The 20,827-nt window shown below is 49.6% G+C and carries 15 protein-coding genes; 8 read left to right on the top strand and 7 right to left on the bottom strand.

All coding sequences use genetic code 11. From position 1 onward, the window contains the following. The first annotated feature begins 6 nt into the window (after positions 1 to 6). Positions 7 to 1,899: a GGDEF domain-containing protein gene (locus tag PSI9734_RS08630; RefSeq protein WP_173920720.1), complete on the top strand. Its 1,893-nt coding sequence runs from the start codon at positions 7 to 9 to the stop codon at positions 1,897 to 1,899. Between the two features lie 2 nt (positions 1,900 to 1,901). Here the strand turns inward: PSI9734_RS08630 and PSI9734_RS08625 are convergent, their stop codons facing one another. Further along, on the bottom strand, positions 1,902 to 2,945 hold the full coding sequence (locus PSI9734_RS08625; RefSeq protein WP_246194856.1) for a GGDEF domain-containing protein: 1,044 nt from the start codon (positions 2,943 to 2,945) through the stop codon (positions 1,902 to 1,904). Between the two features lie 160 nt (positions 2,946 to 3,105). Here PSI9734_RS08625 and PSI9734_RS08620 point away from each other — a divergent pair, with 160 nt between their 5' ends. Together PSI9734_RS08620 and arsJ are read left to right on the top strand one after the other, a co-directional pair. Continuing rightward, positions 3,106 to 4,107, top strand: a complete 1,002-nt coding sequence (locus PSI9734_RS08620; RefSeq protein ID WP_173920719.1) for an ArsJ-associated glyceraldehyde-3-phosphate dehydrogenase — start codon at positions 3,106 to 3,108, stop codon at positions 4,105 to 4,107. Continuing rightward, complete coding sequence (gene arsJ, locus PSI9734_RS08615) at positions 4,101 to 5,303, top strand: organoarsenical effux MFS transporter ArsJ (RefSeq protein ID WP_173920718.1); 1,203 nt, start codon at positions 4,101 to 4,103, stop codon at positions 5,301 to 5,303. The genes PSI9734_RS08620 and arsJ overlap by 7 nt, the downstream gene beginning before the upstream one ends. 1 nt (position 5,304) lies before the next feature. Here arsJ and PSI9734_RS08610 read toward each other — a convergent pair whose 3' ends face one another. Beyond that, positions 5,305 to 6,999: a sensor domain-containing protein gene (locus tag PSI9734_RS08610; RefSeq protein ID WP_173920717.1), complete on the bottom strand. Its 1,695-nt coding sequence runs from the start codon at positions 6,997 to 6,999 to the stop codon at positions 5,305 to 5,307. 108 nt (positions 7,000 to 7,107) lie between these two features. Between PSI9734_RS08610 and PSI9734_RS08605 the strand changes: the two genes are divergently transcribed. From PSI9734_RS08605 to PSI9734_RS08590, 4 genes are read left to right on the top strand one after another with little or no spacing between them, the layout of a single operon-like run. Further along, positions 7,108 to 8,586 (top strand): flavin-containing monooxygenase, encoded by a 1,479-nt coding sequence (locus tag PSI9734_RS08605; RefSeq protein ID WP_173920716.1) that lies wholly within the window; start codon positions 7,108 to 7,110, stop codon positions 8,584 to 8,586. Continuing rightward, a complete protein-coding gene (locus PSI9734_RS08600; protein WP_173920715.1) occupies positions 8,583 to 9,521 on the top strand; it encodes an alpha/beta fold hydrolase in 939 nt (312 codons plus the stop codon). Before PSI9734_RS08605 ends, PSI9734_RS08600 begins: the two co-directional genes overlap by 4 nt. Next, positions 9,518 to 10,624, top strand: coding sequence for an SMP-30/gluconolactonase/LRE family protein (locus PSI9734_RS08595; RefSeq protein WP_173920714.1), 1,107 nt, complete (start codon positions 9,518 to 9,520; stop codon positions 10,622 to 10,624). The genes PSI9734_RS08600 and PSI9734_RS08595 overlap by 4 nt, the downstream gene beginning before the upstream one ends. A gap of 35 nt (positions 10,625 to 10,659) precedes the next feature. Then, on the top strand, positions 10,660 to 11,787 hold the full coding sequence (locus PSI9734_RS08590; RefSeq protein ID WP_246194854.1) for an alanine racemase: 1,128 nt from the start codon (positions 10,660 to 10,662) through the stop codon (positions 11,785 to 11,787). Positions 11,788 to 11,793: 6 nt separating this feature from the next. Here PSI9734_RS08590 and PSI9734_RS08585 read toward each other — a convergent pair whose 3' ends face one another. From PSI9734_RS08585 to PSI9734_RS08575, 3 genes are read right to left on the bottom strand one after another with little or no spacing between them, the layout of a single operon-like run. Next, positions 11,794 to 12,258, bottom strand: coding sequence for a nuclear transport factor 2 family protein (locus PSI9734_RS08585; RefSeq protein ID WP_173920713.1), 465 nt, complete (start codon positions 12,256 to 12,258; stop codon positions 11,794 to 11,796). 13 nt (positions 12,259 to 12,271) lie between these two features. Then, the gene (locus PSI9734_RS08580; protein WP_173920712.1) at positions 12,272 to 12,865 is read right to left on the bottom strand and encodes an LOG family protein; all 594 of its coding nucleotides are present in this window, start codon (positions 12,863 to 12,865) and stop codon (positions 12,272 to 12,274) included. A gap of 24 nt (positions 12,866 to 12,889) precedes the next feature. Beyond that, positions 12,890 to 14,257 (bottom strand): M24 family metallopeptidase, encoded by a 1,368-nt coding sequence (locus PSI9734_RS08575; RefSeq protein ID WP_173920711.1) that lies wholly within the window; start codon positions 14,255 to 14,257, stop codon positions 12,890 to 12,892. A gap of 222 nt (positions 14,258 to 14,479) precedes the next feature. Here PSI9734_RS08575 and PSI9734_RS08570 point away from each other — a divergent pair, with 222 nt between their 5' ends. Then, the gene (locus tag PSI9734_RS08570) at positions 14,480 to 17,155 is read left to right on the top strand and encodes an EAL domain-containing protein (protein ID WP_173920710.1); all 2,676 of its coding nucleotides are present in this window, start codon (positions 14,480 to 14,482) and stop codon (positions 17,153 to 17,155) included. Between the two features lie 27 nt (positions 17,156 to 17,182). Here the strand turns inward: PSI9734_RS08570 and PSI9734_RS08565 are convergent, their stop codons facing one another. Continuing rightward, on the bottom strand, positions 17,183 to 19,324 hold the full coding sequence (locus PSI9734_RS08565; RefSeq protein ID WP_173920709.1) for a TonB-dependent receptor family protein: 2,142 nt from the start codon (positions 19,322 to 19,324) through the stop codon (positions 17,183 to 17,185). Positions 19,325 to 19,457: 133 nt separating this feature from the next. Continuing rightward, positions 19,458 to 20,747 carry an anti-phage deoxyguanosine triphosphatase gene (locus PSI9734_RS08560; protein WP_173920708.1) on the bottom strand — a complete coding sequence of 430 codons (1,290 nt, stop codon included), beginning with the start codon at positions 20,745 to 20,747 and terminating at the stop codon, positions 19,458 to 19,460. Positions 20,748 to 20,827: the final 80 nt, after the last annotated feature.

Here is a 20,827-nt window from a genome sequence, read left to right as displayed (position 1 = left end):
CTATTTATGTCAGTACCTAATACCGAACGACGCGAAGAACCAAGGAAACGGCTAACGACCCGGCTTTTGTGGCACGTTATCAGCGTTTCAGTGGTGCTTTTGCTGGCCACCATCTCACTTGTATTTTGGAACACCTACCCGTCGGCGAAGCAGTCGGTGGTGCAGCAACTTCAGGAGCAAGTGGGCGAAAAGCTTCGCTCGAATCAAGCGCAATTGCAAGCTGTTGAAGCTCAAGCGGAACTTTTGAGCCAGGCGTATCTTGATCGTTATCAAGCTTTTGTTGGAAACCCAGAAATAATTGGTCGCTTTGAAAAGTGGTTTGAGGAAACCTCGCCAGGCGTTTTTCGTCTGCAAGAACGTTTTTTCTCAGGCACCCAGATCGATGACCGTTTATTTCGCGGATTAAGCGTTTTTGTGGGCCCCGGGCCTCGGCCTTTGTCCGACGAATACAAAGCGCGTTTGGTGATTAGTGTCATCGTGCTGAGCGAGATGGCACCGGCTTGGCGTAAGCAGGTAACGAACACTCATTTTTCGTTCCCAGAAAACAGTTTGGCCGAATACTCACTGGATGATCCGTGGGGGCGTCAAGCAGCAAAAGACTTAGTGATTACGGACTACTCGACGGTTCGTTCGACCTTGCAACATGAAAACCCAAGCCGAACACCAATTTGGACCGGGTTGTACCATGATCATTCGTCGGGCTACTGGACCATCACCTATCAGCAGCCATTAGATTTACACGGCCAGCATCTGATTAACACGAGTTTTGACGTTGGCTTGCAGCAATTGAACGAAACCTTGAACCAAACCGAGGGTGAGAATGTTGAAACCTACGTACTCAATGAAACAGGAGCCTTGGTTAGTAGTTCAACCCTTATAAAGAAGCGTCCCGAGCGACAAGACACGCTGACCCCCGAAACCTATGATGACCCGCTTTATCAAGAAATAGCCGCTCGGCTTTTGCAAGGAGACACGGTTCAAGGGCAACAAATTTGGGATGACTTAGACGACGATTACTTAATTTTGGTGCAACACCTCGGTACGCCTAACTGGTGGTATTTTTCGGTTTACCCAAAAGCCATGATCACCAGCCAAGCACTGTCTTTGCCCTTACTTATCGCGTTAATTGGTGTGGCGCTGGTGGTGGCAGTATTGCTGACCATGACTTACTTTGTGCGGCGTGAAGTATCACGACCGCTGACCCAATTAGCGCACGTGGCCGCCTTAGTTGACCAGAAGAACTATCACGAAATTGAACAGCAAAGCGTTGAGCGCATGCGTGGTTACGGCGAAGTGAAACAAGTTCTCAGTGCCTTCAGAACCATGGCGCGCCGGTTTGTGGCGGCCAACGAACAACTCGAAAAGCGTATTGATGAGCGTACCCATGATCTGCGCTTGGCCAATCGCAAGCTCGATGAGCTGGCGCACCTTGATGGCTTAACCGAGCTTTTAAACCGTCGTTCACTGCAGTTAGATATCGATAATGTGCTGGCTAATCCTGATGTCAGCTGTTTCTTTGTGATGGCAGATTTGGATGATTTCAAAGGTTTTAACGACAATTACGGTCATGAGGCGGGCGATCGCGCTCTGATCGCCATTGGTCAGTTGTTCAAAAGCGTTGAACAAAGCCGCACCTATCGCTTTGGTGGAGAAGAGCTAGCGATGCTTTGCCGTGCTGAGACCGCAGCAGAGGTTGAAGAACGTTTGCAGCAGCTGCAGCAACGTATTCACAAACTGGCAATCGACCACACACACAGCCGACGGGCGAGTAAAGTGTTAACGGCGAGCTTCGGCTACACTAAAATACGCCCGGGAGAAACATCAAGGGAGCTGATTCAGCGTGCCGACAAACTGCTATATAAAGCCAAAGCGCAAGGCGGCGACTGTATTATTAACTAAGCTTACAGCGCCGTTACACGGTTACGACCTGCCGACTTACTCGCATAAAGGGCCTTGTCGGCTCGGTTAATAAGACGCGTCAGTGTTTCATTCTCGCCTAATTGGCTGAGCCCGACACTTAAAGTAACAGCGAGATCTTTTTTCAGGTTCTGGCTCCAGTCATAACGACTGATGGCGACACGGATGCGTTCAGCTACTTGTTCGCCGGTGTTAATATCTGTTTCTGGCAAAACAACTAAGAACTCTTCGCCGCCCCAGCGACCAATAAGGTCGTGTTGGCGCAGCTCAAGACGAATAAGTTGTGCCAAATGCTGGAGCACTTCGTCGCCTTTCACATGACCAAAAATGTCGTTGATCAGTTTGAAGTGGTCGATGTCGATCAGTAGCAGCGTTAACGGTTTATGATAGCGTTCGGCGCGAGTGATTTCGGTTTCCGCCAGCTCGGTTAAATGGCGTCGGTTATGCAGTAGTGTCAGCGCGTCGGTACTGGCTAATCGGTTCAGCTTGCGATGAGCTGAGCTCACCGTGCGTACATAAAAGAAGCCCAAATAGCTAAACATCGAAAACACGATGGTTAGATTAAACAGGTTGACGCCTATCAAGGCTGGTTCAGTGATAGGTTGTATGGGTGGGTAGTACAGGGCAATTGCATAAAGCCCGACGTAGTACAGCCATAGCAGAATCAATGCAATGACAGCAAGCTGCACGGTCATGGTAACGGCGAGTGCCGGTATGAACATAAGCAAATAGTAATGGAAGCCGCTGTCCCATCCTATAAGAATGATACCAAGCGCTGCGTGCAGCAAAACCTCAGTCCATACGAGCCACCCAGCTAGCCAATTTAAGCGCCGTCCGTAGGCGAAGTGTGCAAAACCATACATTGCAACACTAATGACATTTACCCAGGCTAAGATAGGCGAATCTAGAACAAGAAAAATAGCAAAGAACGCGATATCAACGCTCGCTGCAATTAAACAACAGCGCTGTGCGACACGCCAAAATTGCGGTCGATCGTGGGTTCCTACGTTGCGGTCCATGCTGGTCATCGTGTGGCCTTTTAAGCGACTTTTAGTAACTGGTTAAGTTTAAGTTAAATCGCGCCAATATTAAAGTTGGAGTTGCAAACCAAAGATGTTCGATGTTAGCTAGTCGCTATGTGCTTGAACCAAAACAGAACATCCAACATCGCATCTACAAGGTAACGCTATGACGATAAAAATAGGTATCAACGGCTTAGGCCGTATTGGCCGCTTAGCGCTGCGTTTAGCAGCAGAGCGTGACGACCTAGAAGTGATTCAGGTCAATGACCCAGGCGGCAGTGCGGAAACCTTTGCTCATCTACTTAAATTCGACTCGGTACATGGAACCTGGTCGCGAGAGGTCAGCGCGGCAGACGGACGACTAAGTGTTGGCGGCAAAGGTCTAGCCTTCACCCAGCACCAAAGCATTGCAGAGAACGACTGGAGTGCCTGTGACATTGTGCTTGAAGCATCGGGCAAGATGAAAACAGTCAAACTACTTAATGATTACTTAGCCCAAGGCGTCAAACGCGTGGTGGTGTCGGCACCAGTGAAAGAGCCGGGAGCGCTGAACCTAGTGTTGGGGGTGAATGACTATCTTTTTGACCCCGCTCAGCATCAAATTATCACTGCTGCCTCGTGTACCACGAATTGCTTGGCACCTGTGGTGAAAGTGTTGCATGAGGCCATTGGTATTAAGCATGGCTCACTAACCACCATTCACTCGGTGACAAATACGCAAACCATTATAGATGCGCCGCATAAAGACCTGCGTCGGGCACGCGCGTGTGGCGAGAGCCTTATTCCGACATCGACCGGATCAGCAACGGCAATTATTGAAATATTCCCAGAGCTGAAAGGGCGCTTAGATGGCCACGCGGTACGGGTGCCTCTTGCCAATGCCTCGTTGACAGACTGTGTGTTTGAAATGGAACGCGCGACCAGTGTCGAGGAAGTGAACAACTTACTAAAAGAAGCAGCGGCCGGTGAACTGAAAGGGATTTTAGGTTATGAAGAGCGGCCTTTAGTATCGATTGATTATCGTACGGATCCTCGTTCAAGTATTGTCGACGCATTGTCAACGCGGGTAATTAACGGCACTCATGTAAAAGTTTATGCTTGGTATGACAATGAATGGGGCTATGCCAACCGTGCGGTAGAACTAGTAGCGAAGGTAGGTGCATGCTAAGTCAGTTATCGTCGGCGGTACGTCAGTACTTATTGGTAACGACCAATTACTGGGCGTTTACGTTAACCGACGGGGCGCTTCGAATGCTGGTGGTGCTGCATTTCCATCAGCTCGGCTACAGTGCGCTCGAAGTCGCCATGCTGTTTTTGTTTTACGAGTTCTTTGGCGTTGTGACGAATCTATTCGGTGGTTGGTTAGGGTCGCGCTGGGGCTTAAATCGCTCGATGAATATTGGCTTAGGTTTACAGGTGGCCGCCTTAGGTATGCTGTTGCTTCCTGATGGCTTGTTAACGGTGGCTTGGGTGATGGCCGCGCAAGCATTGTCCGGCATCGCCAAAGACCTCAATAAGATGAGTGCCAAAAGCACCATAAAATTGCTCGTTCCTGACCAGCAACAAGGGCGCTTATATAAATGGGTCGCACTGCTCACGGGCTCGAAAAATGCGCTTAAGGGCGTGGGCTTTTTTCTCGGGGGTGTGTTGCTAACGTGGTTAGGCTTCCAAGGTGCGATGTTAGCGATGATGCTCATGCTCGCCATGGTTTGGGCGGTGAGTCTTGTTTATTTAACTAAAGAGACAGGGCGCTCACGTTACAAACCTAAATTCAGTGACCTACTGTCAAAAAGTCAGCCCATTAATGTTTTGTCGCTGGCGCGTTTTTTGCTCTTCGGAGCGCGAGATGTTTGGTTCGTAGTGGCGTTGCCGGTGTTTCTTGCCAGTCAGCTCGACTGGAATCATTGGCAAGTGGGGAGCTTTCTCGCAGCGTGGCTGATCGGTTATGGTTTCGTGCAAGGCGGTGCACCGAAGCTAACGCGAAATGCTGATTTAAGCCCACGCCGACAAGCATTGGCATGGGGCGCTGCACTAAGTTTGAGCCCCTTGTTGTTGAGTTTTGCGTTGTGGCAGCAATGGCCTGTTGCTGCCAGTATCATGCTTGGGCTGGGTGCGTTTTGTGTCTTGTTTGCGGTGAACTCTTCGCTGCATAGTTTTTTGATTGTTTCCTATGCTCGAAACGATGGTGTTTCGTTGGACGTTGGCTTCTATTACATGGCGAATGCGGCTGGGCGCCTAGTTGGCACCGTACTGTCAGGTTGGATCTATCAAAGCTTTGGCTTCATTGCCTGCCTTGTCGTGTCGACGGTCTTACTTGGGCTATCTACCCTGACGATGCGTTACTTGCCCCAGCGCGAGGCGTAACTCAAGGAGGCGAAACGGTGCGGCTGGGTCGGCCAAAGAGATACCCTTGAAAAAGCTCACAGCCAAGCTCTTGCAGTCGTAAAAATTGTGCTTGTGTTTCAACGCCTTCGGCGATAACCGCTAAGTTCATGCTTTGGCCAAGGCTAATAATAGTCTTGGCCAGCAATGCACCTTTGCCGTCATGCTCCAGATCATTTACGAACGCGCGATCGATTTTTAGTTCATCAAGGGGCAGTTGCGTTAAATAAGCGAGTGACGCATAGCCCGTGCCAAAGTCATCAAGTGATAATGAAATGCCCAAAGCTCGTAATTGTGTCATTTGTTGCGTAATGCGACCGATGTCATCGGCCATCAAGCTCTCGGTTAATTCGAAGCGCAGCTTGGTGGGATCGACGCCGGAACGTTCGATACACTGTTGTACGCGCTCAACAAAATTAGTCTGACGAAATTGCATAGCACTGACATTTATGGCCAATGATAAATCAGCAAATTTAGGTTGCTTTGACCACTCTACCAAGGTTTGCACACATGACTCTAGCACCCATTCACCAATCTCCACGATGCTGCCATTGGCTTCCGCAATAGGAATAAAGTCTGCCGGAGCAACGGTACCGAACTCGGGGTGTTCCCAGCGGAGCAGCGCCTCGCAGCTTAGCAACTGCTGCTGACTATCCACTTGCGGCTGGTAGACAATAGACAGCTGTTGCTCGGCAATAGCATGGTTAAGGGCCTGCGATAGCTTTAGGCGCTGGTGCAGGGCATCTTGCATGGTGCGATCGAAGAAGCTGATATTGTCATCGGCCTGCTGTTTAGCAGCCTTTAAAGCGATATCCGCCTGGCTAATAAGCGTGCTTCCAGCAACACGGCCCGAATGGCCAAAGAGTGTTATACCAATACGTACATTCAGCTTGTGGATTGATTTGTTGAGCGTAATTGGGTGGTGTAAGGCCTCTAAAATACAGCGAGCACATTGTTCTGCTTGGGTCGCCGCTTGCGCCATGTCTTGGCCTAAGTCCGAGTAGACGAAAATGAATTCGTCCTTACCTAGCCGCGCTAAGCCATCTTGGGTGTCCGACAGCTTTTTTAACCGTTTAGCGCAGTGAGTTAAAACCTGGTCACCAATATCGAAGCCTAAGCTATCATTGATACTATGAAAATTATCAATATCAATTAGCATGAGAGCGCTGATATTACGCTCGAGTACAGGCGCTTTAGTCAGCCCATCGAGTCGCTCAAGCAGCAAACGGCGGTTGGGAAGTTCGGTTAGTGAATCAAAGTATGAGAGTCGTTGTACTTCCGCTTCGACAACTTCCAGCGCCCGCAAGTCGGCGTCCATACAAAACATAATGGGTTGTTGATCGGCGACCTCAACCACGGTATGACTTGAATAAACGGGGACCGGGCTGCCGGATTTATGCTGTAAGTCGAGTCGCGCAGCAGGAATCCCTTCACGATGTTCAAACATCCATGCAACGGCGGCTTTCACGTCGTCTTGCATTGGCGCTGGAATAATTAACTCGTATAAAGTTTTACCCAACGCCTCTGCCGCTGAATAGCCGTACATTTTTTCTGATGCCGAATTCCAATAAACCACCTTGCCTTCAGCATCGTAGCCTTGAATCGACATGGCTTGGTTATCGTCACAGAGTTTACGGAAATTACTTTCACAAATGCTTGTTTGACTTTTATTCGACATAAATCTGCAACAGCCTAAAAACGATGATTATTTCCATCAAGTGTAGAATATATTGCGTAAAACCGTTAATTTAAACCTATAAAGACTAACAATAAATAGGCGCTTACGGTGGTTACTCAAGGGAATTATGAGGTCATTATTATTGGTACCGGTTTTGGTGGCCAATCTGCTGCTTTGCAGCTTAAAAAGCGCGGTATTAACAACTTTCTAATGCTTGAGCGCCGCGGCTTTATGGGTGGCACTTGGTGCCAAAACTCTTATCCCGGAGCCCAGGTTGATGTGCCATCACCTTTGTACTCGCTGGCAAGCGAACCCTATCCGTGGTCGCAAATGTTTGCTGCACAACCTGAACTTGAAGCCTACACCAAGCACGTTTTAGCGAAACATGAGCTGGCTAATAAAGTGCATTTAAATCGCACCGTGACCGAGCTTCGGTGGCTTGAAGAGCGAAGCTGTTGGCAAATTACCACGGACCATGGCGTTTACTTTGCCAGATCAGTGATTAGCGCTCAAGGTCCGTTAAGTAACCCAATGATCCCCGACTTCCCGCAGCGTGCCAGCTTCAAAGGCAAGAGCTTTCATACCAACCAGTGGGACCACAGTGTTGACTACGTTGGCAAAAAAGTTGCGGTGATCGGCAGTGGTGCCAGTGCCGCTCAGGTGATTCCGGCGATTGCCGACAAGGTGGCCGAGTTGCATGTGTTTCAGAGGTCACCGCATTGGGTAATGCCACGCCCCGATCGTAAGTTTTCTCCGCGATTTCAACGGCTATTAAAAATTAACTTCTTTTATCAGTTGTTGCGTAAATCAATTTACTGGACTCTCGAATGGCGTGTGCTGGCGTTCAAATACTCCAAAACCTTGATGAAAGTATTTGCCGAGCGAGAAGCGCTTAAACACTTAAAAAAGCAAGTGCCAAATGCACAGCTGCGCCGTCAACTAACCCCTGACTATCGTATCGGCTGTAAGCGTATCATCGTGTCAAACACGCTGTATCCGGCGCTATCTCGTGATAATGTCACTTTGCATATCAAAACTGATGGTATTGCGGGTTTCACCGAAAACGGGATCCTGACGGCCCAAGGTACTGAGCTAGAGCTCGATCTCGTGGTCTACTCTACAGGCTTTAAAGCGACCGACGGGGCTCTCGGTTTTGACGTGATAGGCCGCGAGCAAAAGCGTTTAGACGAAGCATGGGCCGACTTTCCACGCGCGTACATGGGCACCACCATGCCGGGCTTCCCAAATCTATTTTTAGTCACCGGGCCAAACACAGGAATTGGCCACACCTCAGCTATTTTCGTCATTGAATCGCAAATGTATTACATCATGCGCGCACTTGAAGAGCTGCAGCGCCGGCAAAAACAAAGCATCGAAGTCACCGAGCAAGCGGAGCAGGCCTACACCGACATGATTCATCGTGAAATGGCCAAAACGGTCTGGCAAACCGGTGGCTGTGAAAGCTGGTATCAAAGTAAAAGTGGTAAAGTAACCGCAATGTTTCCTGGCTTTAGTTTTGTTTACCGGCTGCTGGCGCAACGTTTTAAACCACAACATCATCAGTTTCGTGACGGAGAACAACAATGAAAAAGCTTTTACTGACGTTGGGGGTTATCGTTCTTCTGTTATGGGGCGCAACCTGGCATCCCGCAACTGGGCAATGGGTGTACCATAATACGCAACAGTTGGAGGCAGCCCTGTATGGCTTTGACGAGCAGTCGATAGCCGTCGGCGATGTGCAGTTTTCAGTGTATCAGCGCCCTGCAACGAGTGCTGATGCACCTACTTTAGTATTGTTGCATGGCTACACTGCATCGAAAGAGTTGTGGTTGCGGTTTGCCAATCAACTGAGTACTGATTTTAATATTCTGATTCCTGACCTTCCAGGACATGGTAAAACAGGTTTTGATCCGCAGTGGAGTTATCGGCCAAGTGTTCAGGCTGCGCGCCTTGAGGGTTTGCTAAATGCGCTGGCTATTGAGCAAGCGACGTTTATCGGCAATTCCATGGGCGGTCTAATTGCCGCAAACTTCGCTTTAGACTACCCGCAGCGCTTAAGCGCTTTAGTCGTGATTGATCCTGCTGGGGTCGAAGCCCCCGAGCCAAGCCCTGCCGAACGTCTATTTCGCCAAGGTAAGTCGCCGTTTCTAATTAAGTCGTGGCAAGACTTCAAAGCCTTTTATGCGATGACGATGGCCGAGCCGCCCTATGTGCCTGAGTTCGTGCTGCGAGGAATGGCCGCCGAATATGAAAAGCGTAAAGCACAATTCGCCCAAATAGCAGAAGACTTTCGTCATTTTGATCAGGTTGAGCAGCGGTTAAATTTAGTGCAGGCTCCGACGCTAATTGTATGGGGCGAGGCTGATCAATTACTGGACGTATCCAGCGCCACCATTTGGCATCAACAACTACCTCACAGTGAGCTCTCTATTCTTGAAGGGGTAGGTCACATGCCTATGGTAGAACGGCCAGAACAGACCGCAAAAAGAGTGCAAGACTTTCTAAAAGGACTGGAAAAATGAGTAAGCAACAGCGTTTGGGGGATGTGCTACGACACTCGATTATTTTTGTGGTGTTGGTGCTGTTGGCTTATCTGTTGTTGTGGCCCGTAACGATTGAACCGCGCGCGTGGAATGCGCCTCGTGACCGGGGGTATGTGGGTGCGTTTACGCCGAATCAACGCTTACAGGAAGTTGAGCGGCATGTACTGCCGAATTCAGTGGGCCCAGAAGATATTGCCATTGATGCGCAGGGGCGCCCAGTGTTTGGCGTGCTAAGCGGCGATATTTTGCGCCTGGAAGCCGATGGTAGCTTTACCACCTTGACGACAACCGGTGGCCGCCCTCTGGGGCTTGAGTTCGACGACGACGGTGGGCTATGGATAGCGGATGCCTATCAGGGGCTGATGCATTGGTCGCTTGAGAAAGGGCTCGAACTGTTAGTCACAGAAGTTGACGGAGTGGCTGTGCGTTATGCCGATGATGTTGATATCGCTGCCGATGGCACTGTTTACTTTTCCGATGCCTCGATGAAGTTTCCGGCTGCTAGCGTGGGTACCTATGAGGCGAGTTTGCTGGATATCATGGAACATAGCGGCAACGGTCGCGTGTTAGCGTACCAGCCAAAAACAGGGCGTACTTATACGGTGCAAGGCGGGCTTCACTTTGCCAATGGCGTGGCAGTGAGTCATGATCAGCAATGGTTGTTGGTGGTTGAGACAGGTAGCTATCGAATTTTAAAAATCGGTATTGGCGCGCATAACAATGGCGAAGTGGTGACCTTAATTAAGAACTTGCCAGGCTTCCCCGACAACATCAATGACGCTCCAAATGGTAAATTCTGGGTGGGCTTAGTTAGCCCGCGCAGTGAGGTGTTAGATAGTCTTTCAAATCACCCTTATGTGCGTAAAATGATTCAGCGCTTACCGAGCTTTATTCGTCCACAAGCGAAAAACTATGGTCATGTGATCGCAATCGATAGTCGTGGCAACGTGGTTGAGAACCTACAAGATCCTGCCGGTAGTTATGCGCAGGTGACTGGCGCCGCCGAGGTAGCTGGTCGTATTTATTTAAGTAGCTTGCATGAAAACGCGATCGCGGTCATGGCGCTAAAGCAAGCCGACTAATTCTCCTACTTTTGGCTGTAGAAGGTGAACATTCAATGATGAACTTAGCAGAACTGACAACGCCTTACCTGTTACTTGAACCCGAAAAAATGCGCGCCAATATTGATCGCCTGCAAGCCCATATGGATACCCTTGGCGTGCCCCTGCGGCCGCACGTCAAAACAGCGAAGTCGATTGACGTAGTGCGCCGCCTTTTTCCAGCCCAGGGAACAGGCCCAATTACGGTGTCGACCCTTAAAGAAGCTGACTACTTTGCCGAGCACGGCTTCACCGACATCACCTATGCGGTAGGAATCAGTCCCGATAAATTACCACGGGTCGCCCGGCTGCATCGTGGTGGCGTGTGCTTGCGAGTTTTGCTAGACAGTGTTGCCCAGGCAGAAGCAGTGGTGGCGTTTGCCAAGCGCGATCATGTGTCGATACCGGCGTTAATTGAGATTGACTGTGATGGTGAGCGCGCGGGGTTACGAGAAGGTGATGCTAAAATCGTCGAAATAGCACGTATTTTGCAAGAAAATAAGCAATTTTCAGGCATTTTAATGCACGCCGGCGGCTCGTATCACTGCCCAGACAAGGCAGCCAAAGAGGCAGCTGCTGAACACGAGCGGGCAACTGCGGTAAAAGTGAGTGAGGCCCTACGTGACGCAGGCTTACCCTGTGAAACAGTAAGTGTCGGCTCCACCCCAACGGCACATTTTGCCAAAGACCTCACAGGTATCACGGAAGTACGTGCTGGCGTTTATGTGTTCCAAGATCTGGTTATGGCTGGCTTGCATGTTTGCCAGTTAGACGACATTGCAATAAGTGTCGTGGCAACGGTGATTGGCCACCGCCCCGATAAAGGTTGGATTATGACAGATGCGGGATGGATGGCATTGTCTCGCGATCGTGGCACCGCTAATCAAGAGGTCGACCAAGGGTATGGTGTGGTTTGTGCGATGGATGGCACCCCTTACCCTGATCTTATTGTTAGCAGTACCAGTCAAGAACATGGTGTTGTCGAACTGCGAAAAGGCAGTAAGAGCAAGTTACCGCAGCTTGAGGTCGGCACAAAAGTGCGTATTTTACCCAACCATGCCTGTGCCACAGCCAGCCAATTCGACGGCTATGTGGTACCTGACCAAAACGAATTGGTGTTTTGGCCGCGTGTGAATGGCTGGTAGATTACGTTACGGCTGAGTTGGTGCGCTGCGAGTAGCGTGCCAATTCACCGCTTGCCAGCCGTCTTTACGTTGCACCAAAACCCCTGAGTTTAAAAAGGTTTCGCGCGACTGGTCGGCAACCTGGGTCGAAACCAAGGTGAAATTAACGATAATCGCGCTACCAAACGACTTTAGCTCAAGATCTTCTGCGGTGTACCAGGCGGTCACCTCATCAGCGGCGAGCGCATTACTTTCACTCATACCCTGCATCAGTTCAGGCTTACCAAAGCGGGTACCGTTCGAGCTCGTGTAAGTAAGCTCGGGTGCCCAAAATTTCGCATGCGCCTGCGCATCATTGATCGACGCACCATACAAAAATGCGTCGATAGCTGCCGTTACCTGTTGGCTTTGTTCCGCACTGATAGGGTGCGCTTGTTGCGCCACTGCTGAGCCACTAAAAACAAGAAAAAAACAAACGATAAGATTACGCATAAAAAGTCCTTGATTAGGTTTCACTGGCGGTGATCCACTTGGGTTGTTGTGGAGCTTGATAGGCTCTCATTAGTTCGAGTAGCTGTGCAGGCTGGTCGTGACTGAGTAGCAAGTGACGATGCTCGTCGCGAATAAAACCTTGTGATGTGGCCCCCTCAAGGAAGCTCAATAAAGATTCATAATAGCCATCGACATTCAGTACCGCACAGCTCTTTTGATGAAAGCCAAGCTGCGCCCATGTAAGCATCTCGAACAGCTCTTCTAAAGTTCCCATGCCGCCGGGCAAAGCAATGAATCCATCGGCTAGCTCAGCCATTTTTGCCTTGCGGGCATGCATTGAAGCAACGACATGCAGCTCAGTTAAACCTTGGTGAGCAAGTTCTTTGTCGACCAACGCCTGGGGAATCACGCCAATGACTTTGCCACCTTGTTCGAGGACTCGATCGGCGAGTATCCCCATCAGCCCGACGCTAGAACCCCCAAATACGAGCGTGATACCTTCGGCGACAAGCAGATCCGCAAGCTGCAAGGTCGCATCTTGATAAACTGGGCTAAAACCCGGGCTTGAGCCGCAGTAGACACAAAGTGTCGTAAGTGAATTTGACATTTAAACCTTCCTGTAACGATGAAATTAATGAATCACATGCCACTTCGTTTGCCGTCCAGCGAGGTAAATAACGTTCTTACCATCAAAGAATGCACTTTGTTCAAGCATGATCTGGATGTTCTGACCGTCCCACATATCTAGTGGAACTTTCACATTTCCCTCAATGGCGTAAGCGGTATTTGCGTACACCGGCCAATCACCGCGCACGGGTGTTGGTCCTTGGTTGTCCCACATACCGATGGTTGGTCCAGGTGCATGGCCGTAAAAACCTAGTGGGTGGGTATAAGTGCTCGAATTGAGCTTGTGCTGTTCACTTTTTTCGACGGTAGCGGCGAGAATTTCGTTGCCGCTACGACCCACTTGAAATGCTTCGGTGAGGTGATCTTGCCATTGGTTCCCTTTACTTAGAGCGGTGCTTAATTCGCCAGGCACCTCCGTCATCCCCAAGGGCAGAACATAGCCCAGTTCTTGAGTATCGGTACAGAGCTTCAGGTAACAAATGCCAATATCGGTATGGATCACGTCTCCGCGCTCAATGGTATGCCCACTTTGACCACAGAACGCTTGTTCGGTATCACAGCCGTGCCCCGCACGTTGCAAGGTAACGTAAGGTTGGAACCAAATCTGTAGTTGTAGTTCAGCGAAGCGATTCCTAATGTACCATGCGACATCGTCGGTCGTGGTGACACCTGGTGTAATGACTCTGTTGCTAAAGGCCTCGGCGATCACGCTACGGGCAAGCGCAACGATCTGGGGGTACACGGCGAGCTCTTTTGCGGTGCGAGTTTCGACCCAGCGCACGACAAGATCTTCTGCGGACACCAGCCGCTGTTCATAGGTGTCAGGAAGCGCGTCAAGTAAACGTTGATGAAGGCCATGGGTAAGGCCATCGGCAACGGGCCAATGCTCAGACACGTTAATGCCGATTCTGTCAGGGTTTTTCGCTTCGATAAGTGCGGCTAAAGCTTGCCATTGTTGTGCAAGGTTGCCACCTGACCATGCTGTTTTATAAGGTTCACCCAGTGGATAACGGTTAACCGAGAGGTGCTCCACCGTACCATCTTTATTGCGTGAGAAAACTAACATGGTCGTACGTCTTGCTGCGTGACTCGGTTGGGGCACCAAGGTGAAGTAGACCGGATCTTCGGCATATTCACGGTTGATCACTAGCCACATATCGATATTAGCTTGCGCCATTAACGTTGGCAGCAACTGCTTCATGCGCTCATGCAATATTGCATTCTCAGGCTCTATCCGCGCCTTATGGCTGAGAACCGCGAAGTCGTCGGCACGCGTGAGTGATCGGCCTTGTTCGAACTGCTGTGCACAAACGCCAGATGCTGTAGCGATCGTCAATGCCGTTAAAACGACGAGTTTAATGCCAAAGTGCATAGGTTGTTTCTCGCTTCGGTAACCTTTGTTAGCCTCGATAGTAGCCAGCTTTTTAGCTGATAAGCAATTATCAATTGCGTATGCTGCGTTAATTTGTCGTGTTATTTCGGTCGATGGCTCATTAAGTGGTAAGGCTCTGCGATATATGATCTATTTACGGAATCACCATCGTACTCCATAATGATTAGACTAGCTTTTGGTTGTTCACACTAAGGATGCCCCGTGGCGATTACACAACTCGACTGGCAGCACCAGTTATTGCTTTACGGTTTGCTTTTAGCGATCGTTGGAATTGCGCTGGGTTGGTGGTTAGGGCATCGTGAACGAATGCGACTCACGCGGCTTGTTGAAGCAAAGTTTCGTACCCTAGCGTCACTCGCTGACGATAAACCACTGCACGATAAGCTCGCCGATATTTGTCGACTGATCGAAGGCCAAGTAAGTAACGCAATGTGCACGGTGATGTTGGTTGATAGTCGCCACAAGAGTTTGAGTGCCGTACCCGCCGAAAGTTTACCCAACACCTTTACCGACCATTTGCAGAACCTTACCATTGCGGACGGCGTTGGAGCCTGTGGCACGGCCGCTTACCATCGGACACCAGTGGTCGCCGCAGACATGTTTAAAGACGAGCGTTTCAGCGACTTTTTCGAGCTGATAAGGGCGCATCGGCTGAGAGCCTGTTGGTCGTACCCCATTATCTCGCCAACGGATAAAAGTGTGATAGGCACCTTTGCCGTGTACTTCCATAAGGTACGAAAACCGACCTCACGCGAGACAATCCTGCTGCAGCGTAGCCGTGACTTAGTGGCCTTAGTGATAGATCAACATAATGATCGTGTGCGTCGTGAGCGCAGTGAGCAGCATCACCGTTCGCTGTTCACCTATAATCCTGATGCGGTGTTTACCCTCGATCGTGACGGCAACTTTTTAAGTTTAAACCGAGCGGGTGAAGATTTGACTGGCTTCCAGGAGATAGAGGTTCTTGGGCAGTCCTATGAATTAGTTGTTTCTGAATTTGAACATGCGCGAACACGTGGCCATTTTAACGTGGCATTAAGCGGTAAACCGCAGCGCTATGAAGTTGAAATTACCGACCGTGCTGGCAAGACCCATGTATTAGATGTCACCAATGTGCCGATTGTGATCAACGGTGACGTAACCGGTGTGCACGGTATTGCGAAAGACATCACCGCAGCACGGCAAAACGAATCACGCTTGGCGTTGCTAGAACGAGGTGTTGAATCGAGTTCAGATGGCGTGATCATTAGTGATGCAAATGTTTCGGGTTTTCCGATTATTTATGTCAACCAAGCGTTTAAGGACATCACGGGCTACCACGACGATGCAGATATTTTGGGCCACGGTTGCGGTTTTTTGCAAGGGCCTGAAACAGATCCTGCAACCGTTAAGAAAATTCGTGAGGCGCTTGCCACGCGAAGCGAAGTTCACGTGACCATTCTGAACTATCGTAAAAATGGTTCACCGTTTTGGAATGATTTATTAATATCGCCGGTGCGTGATAGTGGCGAAAAAGTAACACACTTCATTGGTTTGCAAAGTGATATTTCGGAACGCGTTGAGGGTGAAAAAGAATTACAGTTTTTAGCGAAGCATGACGTGTTAACTCGCCTACCGAATCGTAATGCACTGGAAGAACGCTTGGCGCAAAGCCTGCAAGATAAAACTTCAGATGCCGGTGCCACCTTAGCGGTGCTGTTTATCGACTTAGATGGCTTTAAACCGATTAATGATAGTCTTGGGCATGCTGTAGGCGATCATATTTTGGTTGAAACAGCAGAGCGGCTTAAGTCGCAAGTTCCACCACAAGACATGTTAGCGCGCTTCGGTGGCGATGAGTTTATTGTCATCGTTAGCAGCATGCAAGAGCGGCGTGACATCAACCAATTGGCAACCAACTTACTGAAGCAATTTGATCAGCCTTATCGGTTCAATGAATTAGAGGTGTCACTGTCGGCAACAATCGGTATTGCCGACAATAGCACCGCATTTGACAACCCAGTCGAACTCATCCAACGGGCTGATGTTGCAATGTATGAAGCCAAACGCCGTGGGGGTAGCTCGTACCACTGGTACAGTGCCCACTTAGATGCCGACATGCAGCATCAAGTAGAGCTACGTACACAGTTGCAAGAGGCTATTCAAGCCGAGCAATTTGAACTCTTTTATCAGCCGATCGTGAATCAAAATGGCCAACCGGAAGGGGTTGAAGCATTAATACGTTGGAAGCACCCAAGTAAAGGCTATATTTCACCGGCGGAATTCATTCCGATGGCAGAAGCAACCGGGCAAATCATCGCCATTGCAGACTGGGTGTTCCGTCAAGCTTGTCACGATACCAAAGCGTTAATTGCGGCAGGTATTGCGCGCGTAAGCGTCAACTTTTCACCGTTGCAGTTTTATCGCGACGACTTTATTGAAGTTGTAAAAGCCACACTTGAAGAGTTTGATGTTCAAGCTGGTCAAATCGTGATTGAAATTACCGAAAACGTATTTGTGCGTGACAGCGAAAATATGATTGCGTTAATTCATCGTTTGCGCGAGCTAGGTTTACTGGTAGCCATCGATGATTTTGGTACTGGCTTTGCTAGCTTAAGTTACCTCAATCAATTCCCTGTTGATGCGTTAAAAATCGATCGTTCATTTATTTCAGGGGTTGCTAATACGCGGCGTAACTCCGCAATTACGCGAGGCGTTTTGACCATCGCTGGTGAGCTTGAAATCAATACAATAGCCGAAGGGGTTGAGACAGAGGAAGAGCGTGATTACATTGTCGAGCATGGCTGCAATTTGATGCAGGGTTATCTATTTTGCCATCCGCAACCTTTAGACGAGGTGTTGCAGTGGATAAAAGATGCACAGCAAGCACAGCGTTAGCTGTACTTGCTGCCATCAGGTGTGGCGCTAGAAGCGGTAGTCGAAGCCAACAGAAACCATTTGTGGTTTGTTAGGGCGAGCACCGTAAGGTAAGCGCGAAATAATCACTTGCTCATCGAACAGGTTATCTACTTTCAGGAATACCGTAGTTTGCTCGGACAACGGGTAACGGCTTACTAAGTCAATGGTCATCAACGACTCAGTGACGAGCAGCGGATCGTTTTGGCTCTGGCAGCCTACGCTAACGCAGGTTTCATCCATGTATTTGACGATGAGGTGATTGTCCCAACCGCTGTCATGCAGCAAGCCTAAGCGAGCGCTAAATAAGTGCTCAGGAATATCAGCTAAGGTATCGCCCTTCTGCACACCTGTCACTGCGTTGTCTTCACTAATTTCGGCATTACTATAGGTGTAGTTAAAGTTCGTTGGAATTGTCCACGCACCTTGTTGCCAGGTTTTTCCTAGTTGTAACTCGAGTCCCTGTACCACAGCTTCACCGGTCACGAAGCTACCAGAGGTGGCGCCGTTACTGCATGGGCTGGCAACTGAGCAGCTCTCGGCTTGGTTGTTAAAGTCACTACGGAAGGCCAAAGCTTCGGCGAAGAAACCGTTGTCGCTGAAGCGCGCGCCTAACTCATAGTTAGTGCTGGTTTCGGGTTCATCGGTCTCAGTCGCGCCACCGCCCAAGGGTGAGAAGCCGCGGTGCACGCCGGCAAGCACTTGCACAGTATCATTAACGTCGTAGGTAAAAGAGATGCCAGGTAACCATTCTTTGGCATCGCTGCTACGATAGCTTGGGGTATCGGTGCGGTCGACACTTGCAAACTGTTTGCGGTAGGTTTCGGCATCTTCATAACGCAGGGTTGCGTCAACTTTTAAATCCGCCGTGGCTTGCCAGGTATCAGCAACCCAAAACGCATTAGCATCAGCGCCTTCTAAGCGGTTGTTACTGCCCGTTGGTTGTACTGTGTGTTGGTAAACCAAGCTACCATTCACTTGATCGTATACTTCAACTGGCTGGAAGCGATCCATCCGGTCACTGTGATCACGCGCGCCAAATTCGATTTCGTGGTCACCAAGCAAGGCGTTCAAGCGAATTTCAACACCATAGGACTCATAGGCACGATTATTGTGTTTGTAGTCAAGCCCGCTGTAGTCTTGAGTACCGTGCAGTACCGCGAGTGCGTCGGTGTCGCCTGAGTTGGCTGCGTCAATCAAACTGCCTGGACTACCTTTAAACCAGTCACGTTTGTATTCATTGCGATACGCTACTGCTGTTAGGTTCAAGCTATCTGTTAACGTGGCATCGTAGGTAAGGGTATAGCCATTATGTTGATTGTCCATTTGGTCGATGGCGGTTAGGCCGTAACGACGATTAGGGTTTTCAGCAAAATCAGCTTCAGTGAGGCCGCCATAGGTTTCGTTGGAAACTTGCTCAGAGTATTGAAGTTTTGCGGTGAGGCTTTGGTTTACACCCGACCAGCGTAACTTAACGAGATAGTCTTCGATGTCATAGCCAGCGTCTTGGTTGCTGCGGTCGATTGTTTTGAAGCCATTCGAGTCGCGTTGAACGGTGTCGATGAGCCAACCAAAAGAGCCTGACGTACCGCCATAGTAGGCGTGAATGTCACGGCTGCTGTTTTCACCCATGCGCACAGTGATTTGCCCTTGTGGCTGCTGTGGAATCGGTGTTGTGAGTAGGTTAATTACGCCGCCCGTGGTTTGTGGACCGTAACGTAACAAAGGAGCACCTTTTAGAATTTCGATGCTGTGCATGCGGTAAGCTTCAGGGAAATAGTAGGCCGCTGGATTCGAGTATGGCGCCGGTGCAATCATTACGCCGTCTTCAAGTAAGGTGACCTTGCTTGAGCGACCGCCGGCCGCGGCGCGAATACCAATATTAGGCCGTAAGCCTTGGCCGTCTTCTTCACGGATGTAAACACCAGGCACAGTTTTCAGTAACTGGTTAATATCTGTATTTACTTCAACGTCCATCTGCTCGGGCGCGATAACAGAGCCTGAGCCTGCAACGGTTTTTGCGTCTTCCGCCGAGCCGATAATCTGAATTACTTCAACACCATCTGGTGTGTCACTTTCGACTTCGGCTGCAAGGCTAACTGGGCTTGTAAGCGCTAGCGTAAGCGCACTAGCAAGCAATGAGTAACGCATAAATCCCCCAAAAAATTAATGACAGTTTCGAACTGGGGGAGAGTATAAATAGAAACTATTCGCATTTGCAATAGTTAATGCGAGTTATTCCCATTTAGGTAGTTTTACGATGCTCCGTTTTTTAAGACGCCAACTAGATCACATATAAATTACGGTACATTCGCTCAGCATAGTCGTCGGTCATACCGGCAATGTAGTCACATAAGATGCGATCTGCGGCGGCTTGTCCTTTTTCGTTATAGGCCGCTTGCCAGCGTATGCGCGTGTTGTCAGGTAATAACCGCATGGGCTCGGTATGAAAGGCCGTAAACAAATTGAGTAGCATATTTTGGCTGCGATACCTTAATTGTTGAATCGCTGGTTGGTTAATCACATGTTCGAAAACCACTTTCTTTAAACTATCTAATAGGTAGCGTTCAGACTCGGGCAAGCAAGCATTAAAGCGGATCAGCGGCTCTTCAGTCTCGGGTGATACTTCGGTTATGTGAACCGCGGTCACAAAAATATTCACTAACGCGCCAATGGCATCTTTTCGCACGCTATGCTGGCTAGAAAACAACTGGCGGCCAAGTTGACGCATCAAGTCGGCAAGTGAGCTGTCTAAATTGGCGACCACTTTGTCGAGGTGCGCATGCCATTGAGATTCTGAAAGCGTACCGGTAACGACTGCGTCTTCCAGGTCATGCACGCCATAAGCAATATCGTCAGCAAGCTCCATCAGCGAGGCATCGAGACTTTTGTGTTTTGAGCGTTGCCAAGGGCTTTCAGAGAGTGTTTCAACCTCTTGAAAGATGTCTTTATCGGCCTTCGACAGTGGCTCGAGCACCCAATCAAGCAAATCAGCGTCACAACTGAAAAGCGCCTTCGCAGGACGCCATTGAGCTAAGCTGCCTGGTTGGCTCGCTGGCACCGGAACTGGTAGTTCAGGCATTAAAACCGGGTACTTTAGCAGCCCTAACAGGGTTCTACGGGTTAAGTCCATGCCATGTTCAGGATGGTAGGCTTCAAGTTTGCCGACAATACGAAAAGTTTGCCCATTCCCTTCAAAGCCGCCGGCGGCCAGCATTTTAAAGTTAAGCGCGGTTTCCCCTCCATGACCAAACGGCGGATGGCCTATGTCATGAGCTAAGCACAAGGTCTCCATTAAATTTAGGTCTGGCAGCATACTCACTTCCTGCTCAGTGCCGATATGATGGAGTTGATTGATCAACGAAGCCCCGATTTGAGCTGCCTCAAGTGAATGGGTTAAACGCGTACGATAAAAGTCGTTTTCACCAACATTCATGATCTGGGTTTTTGACTGCAAGCGTCGAAATGCTGCTGAATGCAACACTCGGGCCCGATCGCGTTGCCATGGGGTTCGCCGATCACCTGGGCGTTGAGGGGAAGGGCCAGAACGGCGGGCTTGCCAATGTGCAGTCATAGTGATTCCTTGCGTAACAGGCTGATTTTATAGCATTGACGCTAGTATGCTATGTTTATCGACAGATACCAAATACGGAG

It is taken from the genome of Pseudidiomarina piscicola (genome assembly GCF_902806985.1).
Taxonomy (GTDB): Bacteria; Pseudomonadota; Gammaproteobacteria; order Enterobacterales; family Alteromonadaceae; genus Pseudidiomarina; species Pseudidiomarina piscicola.
Note: the sequence above shows the minus strand (reverse complement) of the source record. Positions and strands in the feature narration are given on the sequence as shown.